This is a genomic window from Aeromicrobium sp. (genome assembly GCF_036675695.1).
Classification (GTDB): domain Bacteria; phylum Actinomycetota; class Actinomycetes; order Propionibacteriales; family Nocardioidaceae; genus Aeromicrobium.
The window spans coordinates 1-17,008 of the sequence record NZ_JAKFEL010000012.1 but is presented as its reverse complement, the minus strand read 5'-3'; the positions used below and the strand labels follow the sequence as shown (position 1 = coordinate 17,008).

The following is a 17,008-nucleotide window of genomic DNA, read 5'->3' as shown; positions in this document are numbered from 1 at the left end:
GAACCGGCTCTTCCTCCGTCACAAGGAGGTGTGCTGCCGCTACACCACGGACACAGCACGCTCGGGAGGAATCGAACCTCCGTCTCCGACTTCGTAGGCCGGCGTCGTGTCCTCTGGACCACGAGCGTAGGTGGCTGCTGGGACCAAGTCCCTTTCGCGCGCAGCCAGCACGGTCAGGCAACGGCCATCTTGGATGGCCGTCCCCGACGCTTCACACCGGACTGGGGAATGCCCTCCGCCAGGAGAACACCACCCCAGACACCGGTCTCGGCCCGAGCCATGGCGATCGTGCGGCACAGGGTCCGCACGGTGCAGCCATCGCAGATCGCGGTCGCTGCTGCCAGGGCTTCATCGTCAGCCGGGAAGAACATGTCCGGATCGATGCCGGCACATGCCCACTCCACGTTCGGTGTCGGGTTCTCGTACGCTCCGTTCACCGCGGTCGTGTTGAGGATCAGCGCGAACTGCTCCTCCTTCCGTTCCTTCTTCATGTGCCGTCACCTCCTTCCGGTGTCGTTGGTGGCACAGTGCCCCGCCCGGGATTTGAACCCGGAGCCCACGGAGTAAAAGTCCGCTGCACAGCCAGTCGTGCTCGCGAGGCGAATGGTTGCGGGGCCACGAGTTGAACGTGGACCGACGGGCTTATGAGACCCATGGCGTCTCCCGACACCCGCACTGAGCTGCGGATCGAGGGCTCGAACCTCGGTCTTCCGGATCAGAGCCGGACGTCCATGCCGCTGGACCAATCCGCATCGACGCTGCTCGACCAGGACTCGAACCTGGGCGCAACCGGGTAACAACCGGACGCTCTGCCATCTGAGCTACCGAGCATCGGCCCGAAGGCCAGTGGGACCGCGAGGGATCGAACCCCGCCCTGCCGGGATTCAACCGGCCGCGCCGCCGACAACGCCTCGGTCCCTTGGTCGGCTGAGAGGGACTCGAACCCCCGCTCCACTCCTTGTAAGAGAGCTGCTCTGCCACTGAGCTACCAGCCGTCTGCCTGGCCAGAGTCGAACTGGCGTTTCCTCGATATCAGCGAGGTGACCTGACCGTTGGTCGACAGGCAAGTCCGGGTGGAGGGACTCGAACCCCCGATCCCCTGTTCCCAAAACAGGTGGCCTAGCCGCTGGCCGACACCCGGTGAGTACTCGCCCGGGGATTCGAACCCCGATCCTCCGGTTTCTGAAACCGGCGCCTCTGCCAGTTGGGCTAGGCGAGCATGGAGCAGATACCGAGACTCGAACTCGGGGCCTCGACCATGGCAAGGTCGCGCTCTAACCAGCTGAGCTATATCTGCGTGGAGCGACAGGGACTCGATCCCCCTCGCACTCGCCGCAGACGGCTCGTGCTGGGAGGTGCCCCCACCTGCGGAGTCTTCGTGCAAGGAAGTCATGGACCCAGTCCCCGCCCCGTCGTGCGTACCTCATACGGGATTCGAACCCGTCTTTCCTGATTGAGAACCAGGTGTCCTGCCACTAGACGAATGAGACTTGGCACCGTGGACGAGAATCGAACTCGCGCGGCCCGGAATGAAAGTCCGGATTGGCCACCATCAGCCACCACGGCACAGCGCTCCGTACCGGACTCGAACCGGTGATCTCTTGCTTGACAAGCAAGCGTCCACTCCACTGGACCGACAGAGCTTGGCAGAAGACGGTGGAGTCGAACCACACACCGCGAGGTGCTTCCCGGCTAGCAACCGGACGCACCGCCACCGGTGCATCGTCTTCCACAGCGGAGGCGGAGGGACTCGATCCCCCAAGCACTTCGCCGCGGCAGTTCGGAAGGCATCTCACCCAACCTGTACGTGCCGCGGCTCGTGCAGGGGGTGCCCCCACCCCTCGCGGGATCAACCGCCAGCCGTTTTCAAAACGGTGTCCTCGTCCAGCCGGACCACCTCCACGTGCGTGCCTCACCAAGGAATCGAACCTTGCTCTCCGGATTAAGAGTCCGGAGCATCACCGCAATGCTTGCGAGGCGTGGTGCGCCGGGCAGGGCTCGAACCTGCATACCCCGAAGGGACCTGGGTTACGGCCAAGCGGGCTACCAATTGCCCAACCGACGCATGTGCCGCGGCGCTGGCTTCCCATTTGTCTCCAAGCGGGTCGCCGCGGCTGACGGGTCGCCGCTCCCTCTCGGGTCCGGCGCCTGCCTGATGCTGTTCACTCTTGAGTTCGCTCCCACTCCCTGACGGGTCTGGGTTGGATGGTGTTCTTCACGGCCTTGTGACGGTGAGCCCGGTGCCACAGTGCTCGTCAGCCTCTCGGCTGGTTTGCGGGTCCGGTGCCCATGAAGTCCTGTCTCAATGAAGTTGTTCGTATGTGTCTGGACATGCAAAAGGGCCGTCCCATGAGGTGGTCTCCTCGCTGGAACGGCCCGTATGTCGGGTGCGAATATGCACCTACATACGGAGCTCCTGAACGAGGGACAGCCGCTTGTGGCTGCCGTTCACCGGCGAGGGCTCAATCCCGACGCGCTGCACGAAGGCAGCAAGAAGTTCACGATCGGCGGTCAAGCCGGTCGCGCACTCAAAGCTGCGATACGTACTCATCGGTGAGACCTCTCAAATTCGGGCGGGCTTGCCCTCTGGGATCAACGGTAGGGGTTGACCGTCAATTCCTCCAAGCGAATTAATTGCTGGGCACCTTTGGTGTTCTGGCGAACGCTTCGCACACGGGACACGAGGCCCATCCACACGGCCTGGTACGCGAGACCCAGCGCGATCGAGGCCAGCACCGCCAGCACCGGAACGCGGTCCTCGAGGTACGGGTAGATCTGCCAATGCGTCAGGTAGATGTAGAGCGATGCCGCGGCAAGGACGCCGATGGCGCGAGAGGTCCAGCGAGGCATTCGGAGCGCTGGCACCCAGGCGAGCAGCATGATGCCCGCGATGATGACTCCTTCGCGCAGGAGGTCATCGAAGAAGCCGATCGTGGCGACGGCAGCGACGACCGAGACAACGACTCGCTGCAGGTGGGTTCGGCCGACCGCAACGGCCCAGCCCAGCATGAAACACCACAGAACGATCAACGGCGTATAGCGCTCAGTCGCTCCCGCTTCGACGCCTGTCACGGCGTACCGGACTGCCAACGAGCCCATCAGGAACGTCATCGCAAACACGAAGGGTGAGCGGCGCTCGGTCCGGTGTAGCCATGGGATCGCCAGCGCTACGAGCGCGATGAGCTGGGTCCAGATGATCGCCTCGAGGAACCAGAACTGCCATTGGACGGTCCACTGATCGCTGCCAACCAGACCGTTGAGGAAGAAGACCGTGCCCGGTTCGTACGTTCCGATGACCAGCGCCACAGCACCGATCCAGACCATGCACGGCAATGCCAGCCGCACCAACGACCCCCCACCTGAGCGAAGTCTGTCGACTCCACCTCGGTCGAGCTGGAAGCGCGCAAAGTTGTATCCCACGACGGCGAGCAAGAGATGCGCACCTCCCGGGATCGTCCACAGATTGCCGTGTGTGCCGACGATCAGCAGGATCGCCAGAGCGCGCAGCACGATGGACATCTCCACGCGTATGCCGCGTCGAGATCGACGCGTCGGCGCCTCGACCAGGTCGGCAATTGTTCGCCGGTGCCAGTCCGCGGCGATGTCGATGCCCTCCCCAGCCAGCCTCGTGGAGAGCTCGACATACGACAGTGAGTCGCCACGCAGGCTGGTGAAGCTGTCAGCTGGCGTTGCGTCGGGGCGGGCGAGCAGCTCGGCATACATGTCGCGCACGATCTCGAGGCGACTCCTGTCGGTGTCAGCTGCACGGGCTGGTGCGGCGGCGGAGTCGAGCAGCCGAGCCTGACGCTCGAGGGCGGCGTAGTCGGTCTTGCCGTTCGACGTGCGCGGCATGTCCCTGAGTCGCCCGACCGAGACGACATGCCCAGGCAGGCCACAACGCTGCGCAACAACAGTGCGCGCGTGCGCCACATCGGCATGCCAATCGACAAAGGCGTGTACGCGGTCGCCCACCGACACACAGCGCGCAGCTAGCCCTTCGCCGAGCAGCACGCGTTCGACTTCGTCGAGATCAATGCGAAGTCCGAACACCTTGGAGATGCGGCTGCGGCGACCGACCCATTCGTACGTACCGTCAGCGTGCTGGCGGGCAAGGTCGCCGGTACGCAGTTCGCTCAACTCCGGCCCGTTCGCGAGGTCGGCCTGGGAGGTCGCATAGCCCATCATCACGTTGGGACCGCTGTAGACGAGCTCGCCGATGGCGTCGTCGGTGGACTCTGGAACCTGCGCCAGTCGGAATGAGCCGCCGGGCACCGGAAGGCCCAGAGCCTCGGGGCTCTCGAGGGCGAGATCGGGCGGCAAGTAGGCCATCCGGGCGGTCGCCTCGGTCTGCCCGTACATCGCGTAGAAGTCCCAGCCACGTTCGCGGCCGAGCTCGGCGTACGCGGTGATGCGCTGAGGTGCGAGGCGCCCACCGGCCTGCGTCACGTGGCGCAGCGACGGGAGGTCGCGCTCGGCGAAGTCCGTCGAGTCGAGCAGGTCGAATGTGTAGGGCACGCCGGCGAAGGACGTGGCGCGCTCCTCGGCGGCGAGCGACCAGAGGCACTCATCGACCACCGACAAGTCGGTGACTACGAGGCCGGCGCCACTGAGCACGTGGCTGTTGACCACCGAAAGTCCGTAGCAGTAGTGCATGGGCAATGTCGTGAGCGCGCGATCACCCTCACGGATGTCGAGGTACTCCGCGATGCTGCGGGCGTTGCTGACGACGTTCTCGAGCGACAGTCGCACGAGCTTGGGTGAGCCAGTCGTGCCCGACGTCGACATCAGCAACGCGAGATCCGGGTGCAGCTCATGTCGCGAGCCTTCACGACGCTCGACAAAGCCGCCGTGCTCAGGATCGAACACGACATCCGGGTCGTATGCGCCGATGATCGAGTCGAGGTTGACCGGACTGTCACCAGGCACGAGGAGCACGGCGTGACCCTGCGACATGGCTGCGAGGTATGCGGTCAGGGCTTCCGGCGTATTCGCACCACCGACAACGACGAGTCGCTTCTCGCCAGCGAGGACGTCACCGACGGCGTCGATGCGATCGCTGAGCTCCGCGAACGTCACCGTGCTGCTCGGTGTGATCAGCGCAGGTCGGTCTCCGTTCGCGCGGAGCGTGCCGAAGGCGTTGCTGGTGGTGATCATTGAGGCGCCGCTCCCAACACTGACCCCGCGCCGCGGATCGTGATGCCGACGGCATCGCCAACCGCTGGGACGTCGGTGCCGGGTACTCGGGCTTCCACCTTCAGTCCGCTGTCGACGAGAGTCAGCCGGATCGTGGCGTCGTGGCCGAAGAAGCTGACGTCGTCGACGACTGCGCGTACGCCTGCATCAGCTGCACCGAGTACGAGCTGCTCAGGGCGTACGAGCACCTGCGCCGTGCCGTCCGGCTTACCTGCCGGGATGCGGATGTCGCCCAGCGACGTGCTGGCGGTTTGTCCGGAGATCACTGCGGGCAGGATCACGACACTTCCGACGAAGCCAGCGACCGCAGCGTCGACGGGCGCGCGGTAGAGCTCCTCCGGGCTGGCCAGCTGGGCAATCCGACCGTCCCGCATCACAGCGACCTGGTCGGCCAGGGCCAAGGCCTCGTCCTGATCGTGCGTCACCAAGATCGCCGTCGCGTCGGCCGCCCGGAGTGCTCGTATGACGGCCTTGCCGGTCTCAACGCGCAAGCCCGCATCGAGAGACGAGAAGGGTTCGTCCATCAGCACCATGGAGGGGCGTGGAGCGAGCGCGCGAGCCAAGGCAACGCGCTGCTGCTGGCCACCCGACAGCTCGTGCGGGAAGCGACGCTTCAGCGATGCGTCGAGGTCGACCAGCTCAAGCATCTCGTCGACATCGAATCGGCGGCCCCTGACACCGAAGGCGATGTTGGCTGCGACGTCGAGATGGGGGAACAGCGCACCCTCCTGCGGTACGTAGCCGATACCGCGGTGCTGCGGCGGAATGCCTCGACCGCCGGAGATCAGGGACGTGCCACCGAGGCTGATCGATCCGGCGTCGGCGTCGAGGAACCCAGCAATGATGCGGAGCAGCGTCGTCTTGCCACCGCCCGACGGGCCGAGTGCGGCGACGATCGATCCATTCGGGATCTCGAGGTCGACCTGATCGAGTACGAGCTGATCTCCGAACGACTTCGAGACGCCAGTGATCTTGAGTCCACTCATGCGCCCGCCCCCAAGGCCGGGCGGCGAGCCAGCAGGTACGTCGCCGGCAGGGAGATCAGCACCATCAGCAATGCGTACGGCGCCGCGGCTCCGTACGCGACTGACGAGGAGCTGGTCCAGAACTCGGTCGCCAGCGTGGTCGTGCCGATCGGTGACAGCAGCAGCGTCGCGGTGAGCTCGGTCGTCACAGCAAGGAAGACGAGAGCGCAGCCAGCACCGATGCCCGGCGCGATGAGCGGGAGGGTGACCCGGCGAGCGGTCGCGATCCGGCCGACACCGAGTCCGTGTGCCACGTCCTCGTACACCGGCGGTGACTGCTCAGCCGCCGACCGCACGCTGACCAGCGCCCGCGGAAGGAACATGATCGCGTACGCCGCGATCAGCAGCAGATAGGTCTGATAGATGCCAGGGACGTAGCGGATCGACACCGTGACCAGCGCGAGCGCGACAACGATGCCGGGCAGCGCATTGGCCGTGTAGGCGCTCCGCTCAATTGACGTGGAGATCCGCGTACGGTGCCGCACCGAGAGCCACGCGACCGGAAGCGCGATCAACACCGTGATCACCGCTGCAGCCAGACCGAGCCCGATGGATGTGCCTGCGGCGGCGAGGATCTCACCGACCGGGAAGGCCGTTGACGAGCCGACGACGAGCCAGTGAACCAGGCTGTAGATCGGCACACCCAACGACGCCGCTGATAGGCCGACAAGCAGCAGGAGCACCGGGATCCGGCGCGCGCCCAGACGTACCGGTACGACATCGCGCTTCGCGCCGCTGCCAACACGAGCGAGCCGGCGATTGGCTCGCAGGCGCAGGTCCGCCATCAGCAGCAGCAGACAGCACAACACCAGCACGGCCGCGATGACGTTGGCGCCCGCGCTGTTGAACGACGATTTGTACTGGTCGTAGATCGCGGTCGTGAACGTCGGGAAGCGCAACATCTGCAGCGCACCGAACTCCGACAGCATGTGCAGCCCGACCAGGAGCGCACCGCCGATCATGGCGGGTCGCAGCTGCGGGAGCACGACCCTGACGAACGTCCAGCCAGGACCGAAGCCGAGCGACCGCGCGACCTCCTCCATCGCCGGGTCGAGTCCACGAAGCATCGCGGCAGTCGGCAAGTAGACGAGCGGGAAGTACGAAAGAGTCACAATCACCAGCGCTCCGGTGTAGCCCTCAACATCAGGCGTCAGCGACGACCAGCCATAGCTGTTGACGAAGGCCGGGATTGCGAGAGGTGCTGCCGCGAGTACGTGCCACAGATTGCGGGCGGGCACGTCCGTACGCTCGACGATCCACGCGCAGCCGACGCCGAGCACCAGGCTCAGCAGGCATCCCCCGATGACGAGTCGGGAGGTGTTCCAGAGCAGCTCACCCATGCGTGGACGTACCAGCAGATCCCACATTTCCTGACCACCGAGAGAGGCCGCATAGACGATGACGTAGCCGAGCGGGATAAGTGCAAAGGCCGCCACGACAGCGGAAATGACGACAAGGGAAGGAGGAGCGCTACTCCGCCTTCCCTGCCGTCGAGGTATCACGTGCGTGTCGATCAGAGGAATCCAGCGTCCTGGAGCATCGCGATGACGTCGGGCCCGTTCAGCGTAGAGAGGTCGACAACCGGAGGGTCCAGCTCGGACAGTGGCTTGACGTCACGTCCGAGGTCAACTGCAGGGTTGAGCGGGTATTCCAGCGCGTAGCTGGCAGCAAGAGCCTTCTGCCCTTCCTCGCTGGCGAGGAACTCAACGAACTTCTGGGCATTCGCCGAGTGCTTGCTCGCCTTGAGAACCCCGGCCCCGGAGACGCTGAGGAATGCGCCGGGGTCCTGGTCACCGAAGAAGTGGAGAGCTGAGTCATTGCTGTTCTCGCCCGATTCCTCCTGGTCGCGGTACCAGTAGTAGTGGTAGATCACGCCGGTGTCGATCGTGCCGGCGTTGACTTCCTTCAGGACGACATTGTTGCCCTGATAGACCGTGCCATTCGCCTTCAGACCTGCGATCCACTTCTTGGTTGCTTCCTCACCCTTGAGCTGGAGGACTGCGCTGACGATCGCCTGGAAGTCTGCGCCGGTCGGGGAGAACGAGACCTTGCCCTTCCACTTCGGGTCGGCGAGATCGAGCAGGGATTTCGGGAGGTCAGCTTCTGCGATCTTGGCCTTGTTGTAGACCAGCACGGTCGAACGCGCTGTGAATCCCATCCACTGACCGCTCTTGGCCTCGTACTGCGCAGGTACCAACTCCAACGTCGAAGCATCGAGCTTCGCGAACAGGCCCTTGCTCTCGACCAGCGACATGGCCGGGGAGTTCTCGGTGAGGAACACGTCCGCGGGCGACGAGCTGCCCTCCTGAACCAGCTGGTTGGCGAGCTCGAAGTCACTTCCGTTGCGGAGCTTGACCTTGACGCCGGTCTTCTTGGTGAATGCCGGCGCAAGCTCCTGGAGCAGCTCTTCGTGCTGGGCGTTGTAGACCGTGATCGACGGCGCGTCGTCACCACCACATGCGGTGAGCATGGGGACGGTCAGCGCTGCTATTACGCCAATGGCAAGGGCTTTGAGCCTCACGTACATCTCTCCTAAGCGTCAGGTGTGCCTAACCTTAGTAGAATCTGTGCGCTGCCCCCAAGCCAACCCCGTGTGAGATAGGTCTAGGGCCGAGATCGCCGCAGGATGACTGCACCGGCGCCGGCGACTCCAAACCAGAGCACCAGCCATGCCAGGGTCAGCGGACTCCCCCCGTCAGGAAGGGTCGACGTTCCCTGTATGCGCGCTCCCTCGGCAGCCTTGGTACCCGTGGACGGCACCGAAGCCGAGAACGAATCAAGTTGGAGAACAGCCGCCAGGGGTCGGGACGCAACCACCTGATCGTCGCCCGTGACCGATGCCGCGGGACCAAGGAGCGAGCTGTCCTCGCCGTCGGCAGAGCCTTCGGTCTCGGGTGCCGGTGCGGTCGGTGAGGCCGCGCTGCCGGTGAGTACGCCGTCGACAGTTGTGACCAACGAAAGGTCACTCAGCGAAGTCTGGCTGCCGAGCGCAGAGTCGACGATCGTCGTCAGCTGTGTCACTGGACCAGCGGATGTCGGAGCTGCGGCTGGCGACTTGGGCGGCGCAGTCAGCGAGTCGACCGTCTTCTCGACGGTGTCGAGGAGACCTGGCGAGTCATCGGCGGCGTACGCGGGAGCGGCAATCACCGAGACCAGAAACGCGAGCACGAGGACAAGCGACCGATTCGCAGTACGCATGGAGTTCCTTGCAGTGGTGGGAGTGCCTGAATCGTAGGCGCGTACGCGCCTCCGACGCCGGTGAATTCCCATATATCGAGCACTCTTGACATGTTTGTAAGTGGTCACTAACTTAATTTCATGGCCACCGGAAAGCGTATGAAAGCAGCAGACCGCCGCATCCTCATCCTCGAGGCAGCTCAAGAGGAGTACGGGCGCGGGGGCATGCATGCCACCTCCGTCGAGGTGATCGCCGACCGGGCCGGAGTCTCCCAGCCGTACATCTTCCGGCTCTTCGGGACCAAGAACGATCTGATGGCCGCCGTGATTGAGTACCACACGGCGAAGCTGCGCCAAGCGTTCCGAAACGCGGTCGAACAGCGCGACGCCGAAACTTCCCCGCTCGAGGCGATGGCTTTGGCCTACATCGGCTTCATGAACGAGGACGTCAACTCCCTGCGCTGCCAGCTTCACACCTGGGCCGCAGCGTCCGACCCCGCCATCAAGGACGTCGCCCAGCGCACCTACCGCGAGATCTGGGAAGACATCGCCGAGCTGAGCGGTGCCACCGCAGATGAGATCCGCGACTTCATGGGGCACGGAATGTTGCTCACCGTCCTTGCCTCCCTCGACCTGACAGACCTGTTCGGCGACCCCCTCGCCGTGGCAAAGGAGTACTGATGTTTGCTGCACTCGCCCGACTCGCCAACACACACCCGCGCCGGGTGCTCGTCCTGACGGTCTTCTTCTTCGTGATCGGTGGCGCCGTCGGTGGCCCGGTTGCTGGACTGCTCAACAGCGACAACGACTCCTTCTCCGACACCAGCTCGGAGAGCACCAAGGCGCTCGATCGCATCGAGAAGGCATCAGGCGAGTCAGCCGTGCCCGACCTCATTGCAATTCTGCCGAGCAATGACGGCAAGGCCCTCGAGGAGACCTTCGGCATCCTCGAGTCTGAGGAGAACGTCTCAAAGGTTGCCGGCGGGCCCGAGGCCGGTCCCGCGTTCGAGTCGAAGGACGGCTCCAAGACGTACGTCGTCGCGATCTACAAGTCACACGGAGACCCTGATGGCACGACCGAGCACCTCCGCGAGGAGCTCAAGGACGTAGACGGTGTCCAGGTGGGTGGAATTGGCCCGGCATTCCAACAGGTCAATGAGCAGGTCGAGGGCGACATCATCAAGGCGGAGCTGATCGCGTTCCCGATCTTGTTCTTCGTCTCGCTGTGGGTGTTCCGCTCTGCAGTTGCTGCGCTCTTGCCCCTACTCGTCGGCGGTCTGACAATCGTGGGATCACTGACGGTGGTCCGCGGCCTCAACGAGGTCGTCGACATCTCGATCTTCGCGCTCAACCTGATCACCGGTCTCGGGCTCGGTCTCGCAATCGACTACTCGTTGTTCCTCGTCCAGCGTTATCGAGAAGAGCTCACCCGTTCTGGACCGGGTCCGGAGGCGATCAGGCGTACGGTCGCGACTGCCGGTCGTACGGTCGCCTTCTCCGCCGTCACTGTTGCCGGTGCGGGTCTCGCGCTGTTGGTCTTCCCGTTGCGCTTCCTCTACTCCATGGGCATCGGCGTCTTCGTCGTGTCGCTGATGGCTGCGGCGGTGTCACTGATCGTGTTGCCGGCCCTGTTCGCGGTTCTGCAGCACCGGGTCAACGCTGGCTCCCCCAAACGTTGGCAGCGCGCCCAGGCGGCTGAGCTCGCCGCCGAGAAGCACGGCTTCTGGTACCGCCTGTCGCAGTTCGTCATGCGCTTCCCGGTAGCGATCGCGCTGACAGGTACGGCAATCCTGCTCGCGTTCGGAGCACCGTTCCTCGGCGTAAAGTTCACCGGCGTTGATGCGACCGTCCTGCCGGATGACGCATCTGCTCGCCAGGTCGATACCGCGCTGCGCACAGAGTTCACCGGCGCCGAGTCCGGCCCCATCATCATCGCGATCGATGCGGCCGAGTCGGATGTCACCGAGGTGTCCGACTACACCGACCAGCTTCGCGACCTCAGCGCCGTGCAGGCCGTCGCCGAACCGTTGTACAAGGGTGACAACACCTGGCAGGTCGACGTGATCTCCAAGTACCCGACCATGGACGAGAAGTCGCGCGACCTGGCGACCGAGATCCGCGAGCTCGACTCGCCCAACCCCGTCCTGGTCGGCGGACAGGCTGCAGACCAGAACGACCAGTTCAGCGCGATCGTCGCGGGGGCCCCTCTCGCCCTGTTGATCCTGGTGATCATCACCCTGATCACCTTGTTCCTGATGACCGGCTCGGTCATCCTGCCGATCAAGGCGCTGGTGATGAACGTCCTCACGATCGGCGCGACGTTCGGCATCCTGGTGCTGATCTTCCAGGACGGTCGATTCCAGGGTCCGCTCGACTACACGAGCCAAGGGGCCTTGGAGTCGACACAACCGGTGTTCCTCTTCGCGGTCGTGTTCGGCCTCTCGACCGACTATGCGGTCTTCCTGCTGACGCGCATCAAGGAAGCCCGAGACGCCGGGGCCGGCGACCGCGAAGCCATCGCTCTCGGCCTGCAACGTACGGGTCGCATCGTGACGGCAGCAGCACTGCTGTTCGCGATCGCGCTGGGCTCGTTCGCAACGTCGGAGATCATCTTCATCAAGCAGCTCGGCATCGGCACCGCCGTTGCAGTCCTGATCGATGCGACAATCGTCCGCGCGATGCTCGTCCCGTCGCTGATGGCGCTGCTCGGCAAGCGAAACTGGTGGGCACCCAAGCCGCTGCGCAAGCTGCACGACCGCATCGGGCTCAGCGAGGGCGATCCCGAGGAGCTCGAGAAGGTGAAGGTCTAGCCCTGGAGGTAGGCGACGACAGCCAACACTCGCCGGTTGTCGTCGTCGTCCGGCGGCAGGTCGAGCTTCATGAAGATGTTGCTGGTGTGCTTGCTGATCGCCTTCTCAGTGACGAACAGGGCAGCTGCGATCGCGGTGTTGGAGCGACCCTGAGCCATCAGCTCGAGCACTTCGCGCTCACGAGCGGTGAGCCGGGCGATCGGGCTGTCGGGCTGGGCACGCGCCATGAGGGTGGCGACGACCTCGGGGTCGAGCACCGTGCCCCCAGCGGCAACATTGCGAACGGCCTCGACGAACGTCGTGACATCGGCGACGCGATCCTTGAGGAGATAGCCGACCGCACCATCGCCGCTGCTGAGCAGCTCGCGGGCATAGAGCTGCTCGACATACTGCGACAGCACCAGCACCGGCAATCCTGGTCGTTCGGCTCGAGCCGCGATCGCTGCCCGCAAGCCCTCGTCGGTGAACGTTGGTGGCATGCGTACGTCGACCACGGCGATGTCGGGCCCGTGCGTGCGCACGGCTTTGAGAAGCTTCTCGGCATCGTCGACTGCCGCGACGACCTCGAACTCGTAGGCCTCGAGCAGTCGCGTCAGGCCGTCCCGGAGGAGGGCGAGGTCTTCGGCGATGACAACTCGCACGGGACCTCCAGGGTGATGACAGTGGGGCCTTTGGACGGGCTGGACACATCCATCGTGCCGTCAAAGGCTGACAAACGTCGCGCCACCCCCGCGAGTCCGGATCCGGCAGCTATATCTGCGCCACCACGACCATCGTCCTCGATGCGCACCTTGAGCAGGCCGGCGTCGTGAGTGACCTCGACCGTCGCGCGGGTTGCGCCGGCGTGCTTGCCGATGTTGGCGAGCCGCTCGCTGGTGGCGAAGTACGCCGCTGACTCGATCGGCGCAGGCGGCCGACCGGGCAGCGAGATCATCACGGAAGTCGGGAACGGCATGTCGAGAGCCAACGCCTGAACCGCACCGGCGAGGCCACGATCGGCGAGCACCGGCGGGTGTATGCCGCGTACGACTGAACGCAGATCACCCAGGGCAGACGTCGTGACTCCGCGAGCCTCGGCCAGCAACACGGCGGCACCTTCGGGGTCGCTGGCCAGCATCTCCTCGGCGAGACCGAGGTTCATGCCGAGGGCAACGAGCCGCGCCTGGGCGCCATCGTGCAGATCGCGCTCGATGCGGCGCAGCTCGGCGGCCGAGTGGTCGATCGACTCGGTGCGGGACGCAGACACCTCAGCGACTCGGCGCTCCAACGTCTCGCGAGACGGCGCCAGCAGTGAGCGGTCGAGCTCGGCCCGCCAGCGCATGAACACCGGCTCGAGCTTCCACCAGGCGGCGAATGCGACCAGCAGCCAGACCCATTCGAGGAAGGATTCGGCCTGGGTGTCGAGGTTGATGACGCCGTAGTTCATGTCGAACACATGGGGTGGCGTGACCCAGTAGAGGAACGGGAAGATTGCGTACCAGACCACGAGTAGCCCGAGACCAAAGGCGATCCACGAGAGCGCCCAGCCGAGCGTCACCGACATCCAGGTCCAGCCCCAGTCACGCCACCGCGCCGGATCCTTGGCCCACGACTTCAGCAGCCGCCACGGCGAGCCCGTCTTGACCTTCGTGTACGGGTTCTCGATCTCGACGCCGAGGATGCGACCCGACAGACGTCGGTGCACGTTGGCGAACTGCTCGTTGAGCGGTACGAGCACCAGCAGCATGACCAGGCCGACACCGACCGCGGCGACGCCCAACGACGTCGTCACCAGGACGAGGAGGATGAGTGCCGGAACGGCGAGGAACACGTACACAAGCGCCAGCCCGTTGAGGGCGAGGCGGCGACGGAGGCCTTCGGCGAAGGTCTCGTCCTTGAATGCTGAGCTGGTCATGCATCCATCGTGACGCATCGAGCGCTGCCAGACAGTGGGTCCAGACCCACTCCCAAGTGGGGGCTCAACACCATGTTCCGTCGGGCCGGAGGGCTGAAGGCTGGAGACACCATTCCCCCAAGCACTTCGTGCAGGGGGACCCCCACCGTAGGAAGGACATGACCGTGTCTTCTAGCTCCCCCACCGTCAGAGTCGCACGTTGGAGTGCAACTCACCCGTGGCGTGCGATCGGACTCTGGATCGCTCTCGTCGCGGCCGCCATGGCGCTCATGATGAGCGTGCCAACCCAACAGGTCAGCGAGGAGGACGGCCGCATCGGCGAGTCCGGCCGAGCTGAAGCCATGATCGACAAGGCAGGGCTGAGCGCCAGCCCCACCGAGTCCGTACTCATCTCCTCGACCCAAGGGTCACTCGACACCGCCAAGGCTGAGGCTGCGGCAACGCAGCTCACCCAGACGGCGACTGACGTCAAGGGAGTCGCCGATGTCGGTCCGCCGATCTGGTCGGAGTCGCGCGACGCGTTGCTCGTTCCCATCACGATGAGCGGAAACATCGACGATGCTGGCGACCACGTCGAAGGACTTCTCGAGGCCACCGCTTCGGTCGAGAGGACAAACCCCGGTCTCAAGGTCGAGCAGGCCGGAGAGGCATCCATCGACGCCGGCATCGACGACAAGGTCGGCTCCGACCTCGCATCTGCGGAGGCGTTGAGCCTGCCGATCACATTCGTGATCCTTCTGGTCGCGTTCGGCGCGTTCATCGCAGCAGGAATCCCCGTGCTGCTGGCCATCACGTCGGTGGGCACGGCACTTGGCCTGTACGCGCCGCTGTCCTACCTCGCGCCCGACTCGGGCACCGTCGCGAATGTCGTGCTGCTGATCGGCATGGCGGTGGGCGTCGACTACTCGCTGTTCTACCTCAAGCGCGAGCGCGAGGAACGTCAGCGTGGGCGGTCGACGATCGACGCGATCGAGATCGCCGCTGCCACCTCCGGCCGCGCCGTCGTGGTTTCTGGCTTCGCGGTCATGGTGTCGATGGCCGGCTTGTTCCTGTCCGGCGACGATGTCTTCAACGCCCTCGCAGTGGGCTCCATCGCCGTCGTCGCGGTTGCGGTCATCGGGTCGCTAACGGTCCTCCCGGCGCTGCTGGCCAAGCTCGGTCGTTGGGTCGACCGACCCCGCATCCCGGTTCTCTGGCGCGTCAACCGTCGCATCGGCGCAGGCGGCATCAGCGGCCGACTCGTACGCCCCGTGGTCCGCAGGCCTGTCCTCTCGGCGGTTCTTGCCGGTGGCGTGCTCCTCGGACTCGCTGCGCCTGCCCTCGGCATGAAGATGCACCAGGGCACGATCGACACGTTGCCGCAGGACATCCCCGCGGTCGCGGCGTACCAGCGCATGCAGGAGAGCTTCCCAACAGAGCGACCGAGCATCCGCGTGGTGCTGCAGTCGAGCGATTCGGATGCCGCCAGAGCTGCGTTGGCGAAGGTCCAGGCTGACGCCGTCAGCGCTGACCTTGCGTCGGCGGCCGATGACTCGATCGCCGTCTCGGCGGACGGTCGTACGTCTGTGCTCACCTTGTCGGCTCCCCACAGCGAGGGCGACCCGCGCAACGATGCGTCGATCGAGCAGCTCCGCGACACGATCGTGCCGCGTGCTGCCGACTCGGTCGACGGTGTCACCACCGCTGTCGGCGGCGGCGTAGCCGAGGGCTACGACTACGAGAACCGTCCGTCGAAGTTGCCACTGGTCATCGGGTTCGTCCTGATCCTGACGCTGATCATGATGGGCTGGACGTTCCGAAGCGTGACGATCGCGCTGCTCACGACGGGTCTCAACCTGTTGTCGGTTGGTGCGTCGTTCGGAGTCCTGGCGCTGGTGTTCCAGCACGACTGGTTCAACGGTCTGCTCGGCTACGAGTCGTCTGGGTTCATCGTCGATTGGATCCCGCTGTTCTGCTTCGTGATCCTGGTCGGCCTGTCCATGGACTATCACGTATTTGTCCTCAGCCGCGTACGCGAAGGTCTGCGTCAGGGACTCGACTATGAGCGTGCTGTCGAGTTCGGCATTCGCGAGACGGCCAGCGTCGTCACGAGTGCCGCAGCCGTCATGGTCTCGGTGTTCGCGGTGTTCGCGACGCTGAGCATGCTCGAGATGAAGCAGATGGGTGTCGGCCTGTCGGTCGCGATCCTGCTCGATGCGACGCTCGTACGACTCGTGCTGCTACCGGCTCTCCTGCTCCTGTTCAAGGGTCCGCTCGCCAAGCTGGCGGACGAGCCTGCACGCAAGGTGCGGCCGGAGCGCAGGCCAGCGCTCGTGTAGCCGAACGACGAACGGCCCGACCCTCACCGGGTCGGGCCGTTCCTTTGTTCGCGAGCCTAGATGAGGCCCTTGTCCGTCAACCATTCCTTGGCCAGAGTCGCCGGCGCTGTCTTGTCAGCACCCTGGTTCTTGCTGTTGAGGTCAAGCAGGTCCTCTGTCGTGAGAGCGGCTGAGATCTTGTCCAGCACGTCCTCGACCTTGTCACTTGCCTTCTTCTCGTTGATCAGCGGCAGGACGTTCTGCGCCGCGATCAGGTTCTCGGGATCCTCGAGTGTCACCAGCTTGTTGGCGAGAATCGACGGGGTCGTCGAGTAGATGTCAGCGACATCGATCTTGCCGTCGAGCAGCGCCTTCAAAGTGGCCGGTCCGCCACCATCGCTGATTGCGGTGAACTTGATGCCGGTGATGCCATAGACCTTCTCCAGTCCCGGGATGCCATAGGCGCGGGTCTTGAACTCGGGGTTGGCGCCGAGCTTGAGATCCTTGACTCCCTTGAGATCAGCGATCGTCTTGAGGTTGTTCTTGGCTGCGAAGTCCGCGGTGACGTTGAGCGAGTCCTTGTCCTCCGCCGCTGACGCGTCGAGCGCCTCG

The 17,008-nt window shown here is 64.8% G+C and carries 13 protein-coding genes and 16 tRNA genes; 3 read left to right on the top strand and 26 right to left on the bottom strand.

Annotated elements, in window-relative coordinates; genetic code table 11:
* Nucleotides 1–56: 56 nt before the first annotated feature.
* The 23 genes from V6M39_RS00655 to V6M39_RS00545 form a co-directional block, all read right to left on the bottom strand.
* Nucleotides 57–128 (bottom strand) — tRNA-Arg (locus V6M39_RS00655).
* Nucleotides 129–173: 45 nt separating this feature from the next.
* The gene (locus tag V6M39_RS00650) at nucleotides 174–491 is read right to left on the bottom strand and encodes a WhiB family transcriptional regulator (protein ID WP_332641723.1); all 318 of its coding nucleotides are present in this window, start codon (nucleotides 489–491) and stop codon (nucleotides 174–176) included.
* Nucleotides 492–528: 37 nt separating this feature from the next.
* Nucleotides 529–601, bottom strand: a tRNA-Lys gene (locus V6M39_RS00645).
* A gap of 79 nt (nucleotides 602–680) precedes the next feature.
* Nucleotides 681–752, bottom strand: a tRNA-Gln gene (locus V6M39_RS00640).
* Between the two features lie 6 nt (nucleotides 753–758).
* Nucleotides 759–831, bottom strand: a tRNA-Asn gene (locus V6M39_RS00635).
* Nucleotides 832–847: 16 nt separating this feature from the next.
* Nucleotides 848–919 (bottom strand) — tRNA-Phe (locus tag V6M39_RS00630).
* 1 nt (nucleotide 920) lies between these two features.
* Nucleotides 921–995, bottom strand: a tRNA-Val gene (locus V6M39_RS00625).
* Nucleotides 996–1,067 (bottom strand) — tRNA-Ile (locus V6M39_RS00620).
* A gap of 1 nt (nucleotide 1,068) precedes the next feature.
* Nucleotides 1,069–1,141: transfer RNA gene (locus V6M39_RS00615), tRNA-Pro, on the bottom strand.
* Nucleotides 1,142–1,145: 4 nt separating this feature from the next.
* Nucleotides 1,146–1,219 (bottom strand) — tRNA-Leu (locus tag V6M39_RS00610).
* Between the two features lies 1 nt (nucleotide 1,220).
* Nucleotides 1,221–1,297, bottom strand: a tRNA-Gly gene (locus V6M39_RS00605).
* Between the two features lie 122 nt (nucleotides 1,298–1,419).
* Nucleotides 1,420–1,490, bottom strand: a tRNA-Glu gene (locus tag V6M39_RS00600).
* A gap of 1 nt (nucleotide 1,491) precedes the next feature.
* Nucleotides 1,492–1,566: transfer RNA gene (locus V6M39_RS00595), tRNA-OTHER, on the bottom strand.
* 4 nt (nucleotides 1,567–1,570) lie between these two features.
* Nucleotides 1,571–1,643 (bottom strand) — tRNA-Asp (locus V6M39_RS00590).
* 1 nt (nucleotide 1,644) lies between these two features.
* Nucleotides 1,645–1,731 (bottom strand) — tRNA-Ser (locus V6M39_RS00585).
* Nucleotides 1,732–1,908: 177 nt separating this feature from the next.
* Nucleotides 1,909–1,979: transfer RNA gene (locus tag V6M39_RS00580), tRNA-Lys, on the bottom strand.
* 1 nt (nucleotide 1,980) lies between these two features.
* Nucleotides 1,981–2,065, bottom strand: a tRNA-Tyr gene (locus V6M39_RS00575).
* A 336-nt stretch (nucleotides 2,066–2,401) separates the two neighbouring features.
* Nucleotides 2,402–2,551 (bottom strand): hypothetical protein, encoded by a 150-nt coding sequence (locus V6M39_RS00570; RefSeq protein WP_332641722.1) that lies wholly within the window; start codon nucleotides 2,549–2,551, stop codon nucleotides 2,402–2,404.
* Between the two features lie 41 nt (nucleotides 2,552–2,592).
* A complete protein-coding gene (locus tag V6M39_RS00565) occupies nucleotides 2,593–5,154 on the bottom strand; it encodes an AMP-binding protein (protein WP_332641721.1) in 2,562 nt (853 codons plus the stop codon).
* Nucleotides 5,151–6,179: an ABC transporter ATP-binding protein gene (locus V6M39_RS00560; protein WP_332641720.1), complete on the bottom strand. Its 1,029-nt coding sequence runs from the start codon at nucleotides 6,177–6,179 to the stop codon at nucleotides 5,151–5,153. The genes V6M39_RS00565 and V6M39_RS00560 overlap by 4 nt, the downstream gene beginning before the upstream one ends.
* Complete coding sequence (locus V6M39_RS00555) at nucleotides 6,176–7,654, bottom strand: ABC transporter permease (RefSeq protein ID WP_332641719.1); 1,479 nt, start codon at nucleotides 7,652–7,654, stop codon at nucleotides 6,176–6,178. Before V6M39_RS00555 ends, V6M39_RS00560 begins: the two co-directional genes overlap by 4 nt.
* Before the next feature lie 77 nt (nucleotides 7,655–7,731).
* Nucleotides 7,732–8,745: an iron ABC transporter substrate-binding protein gene (locus V6M39_RS00550; RefSeq protein WP_332641718.1), complete on the bottom strand. Its 1,014-nt coding sequence runs from the start codon at nucleotides 8,743–8,745 to the stop codon at nucleotides 7,732–7,734.
* Nucleotides 8,746–8,822: 77 nt separating this feature from the next.
* Nucleotides 8,823–9,416 carry a hypothetical protein gene (locus tag V6M39_RS00545; RefSeq protein WP_332641717.1) on the bottom strand — a complete coding sequence of 198 codons (594 nt, stop codon included), beginning with the start codon at nucleotides 9,414–9,416 and terminating at the stop codon, nucleotides 8,823–8,825.
* 120 nt (nucleotides 9,417–9,536) lie between these two features.
* Between V6M39_RS00545 and V6M39_RS00540 the strand changes: the two genes are divergently transcribed.
* Both V6M39_RS00540 and V6M39_RS00535 read left to right on the top strand, forming a co-directional pair.
* Nucleotides 9,537–10,076 (top strand): TetR/AcrR family transcriptional regulator, encoded by a 540-nt coding sequence (locus tag V6M39_RS00540; protein ID WP_332641716.1) that lies wholly within the window; start codon nucleotides 9,537–9,539, stop codon nucleotides 10,074–10,076.
* Nucleotides 10,076–12,205: an MMPL family transporter gene (locus V6M39_RS00535; protein ID WP_332641715.1), complete on the top strand. Its 2,130-nt coding sequence runs from the start codon at nucleotides 10,076–10,078 to the stop codon at nucleotides 12,203–12,205. Before V6M39_RS00540 ends, V6M39_RS00535 begins: the two co-directional genes overlap by 1 nt.
* On the opposite strand, the gene V6M39_RS00530 is transcribed toward V6M39_RS00535, so the two are convergent.
* Entirely contained in the window at nucleotides 12,202–12,846 is a 645-nt protein-coding gene (locus V6M39_RS00530) for a response regulator transcription factor (protein WP_332641714.1), read from the bottom strand. The two genes, V6M39_RS00535 and V6M39_RS00530, sit on opposite strands and share 4 nt — an antisense overlap.
* Nucleotides 12,798–14,099: a sensor histidine kinase gene (locus V6M39_RS00525; RefSeq protein WP_332641713.1), complete on the bottom strand. Its 1,302-nt coding sequence runs from the start codon at nucleotides 14,097–14,099 to the stop codon at nucleotides 12,798–12,800. The genes V6M39_RS00530 and V6M39_RS00525 overlap by 49 nt, the downstream gene beginning before the upstream one ends.
* A gap of 164 nt (nucleotides 14,100–14,263) precedes the next feature.
* Here V6M39_RS00525 and V6M39_RS00520 point away from each other — a divergent pair, with 164 nt between their 5' ends.
* Nucleotides 14,264–16,417, top strand: coding sequence for an MMPL family transporter (locus V6M39_RS00520; protein WP_332641712.1), 2,154 nt, complete (start codon nucleotides 14,264–14,266; stop codon nucleotides 16,415–16,417).
* A 56-nt stretch (nucleotides 16,418–16,473) separates the two neighbouring features.
* Here the strand turns inward: V6M39_RS00520 and V6M39_RS00515 are convergent.
* A partial coding sequence (locus V6M39_RS00515; protein WP_332641711.1) for an ABC transporter substrate-binding protein occupies nucleotides 16,474–17,008 on the bottom strand: 535 nt, incomplete at its 5' end.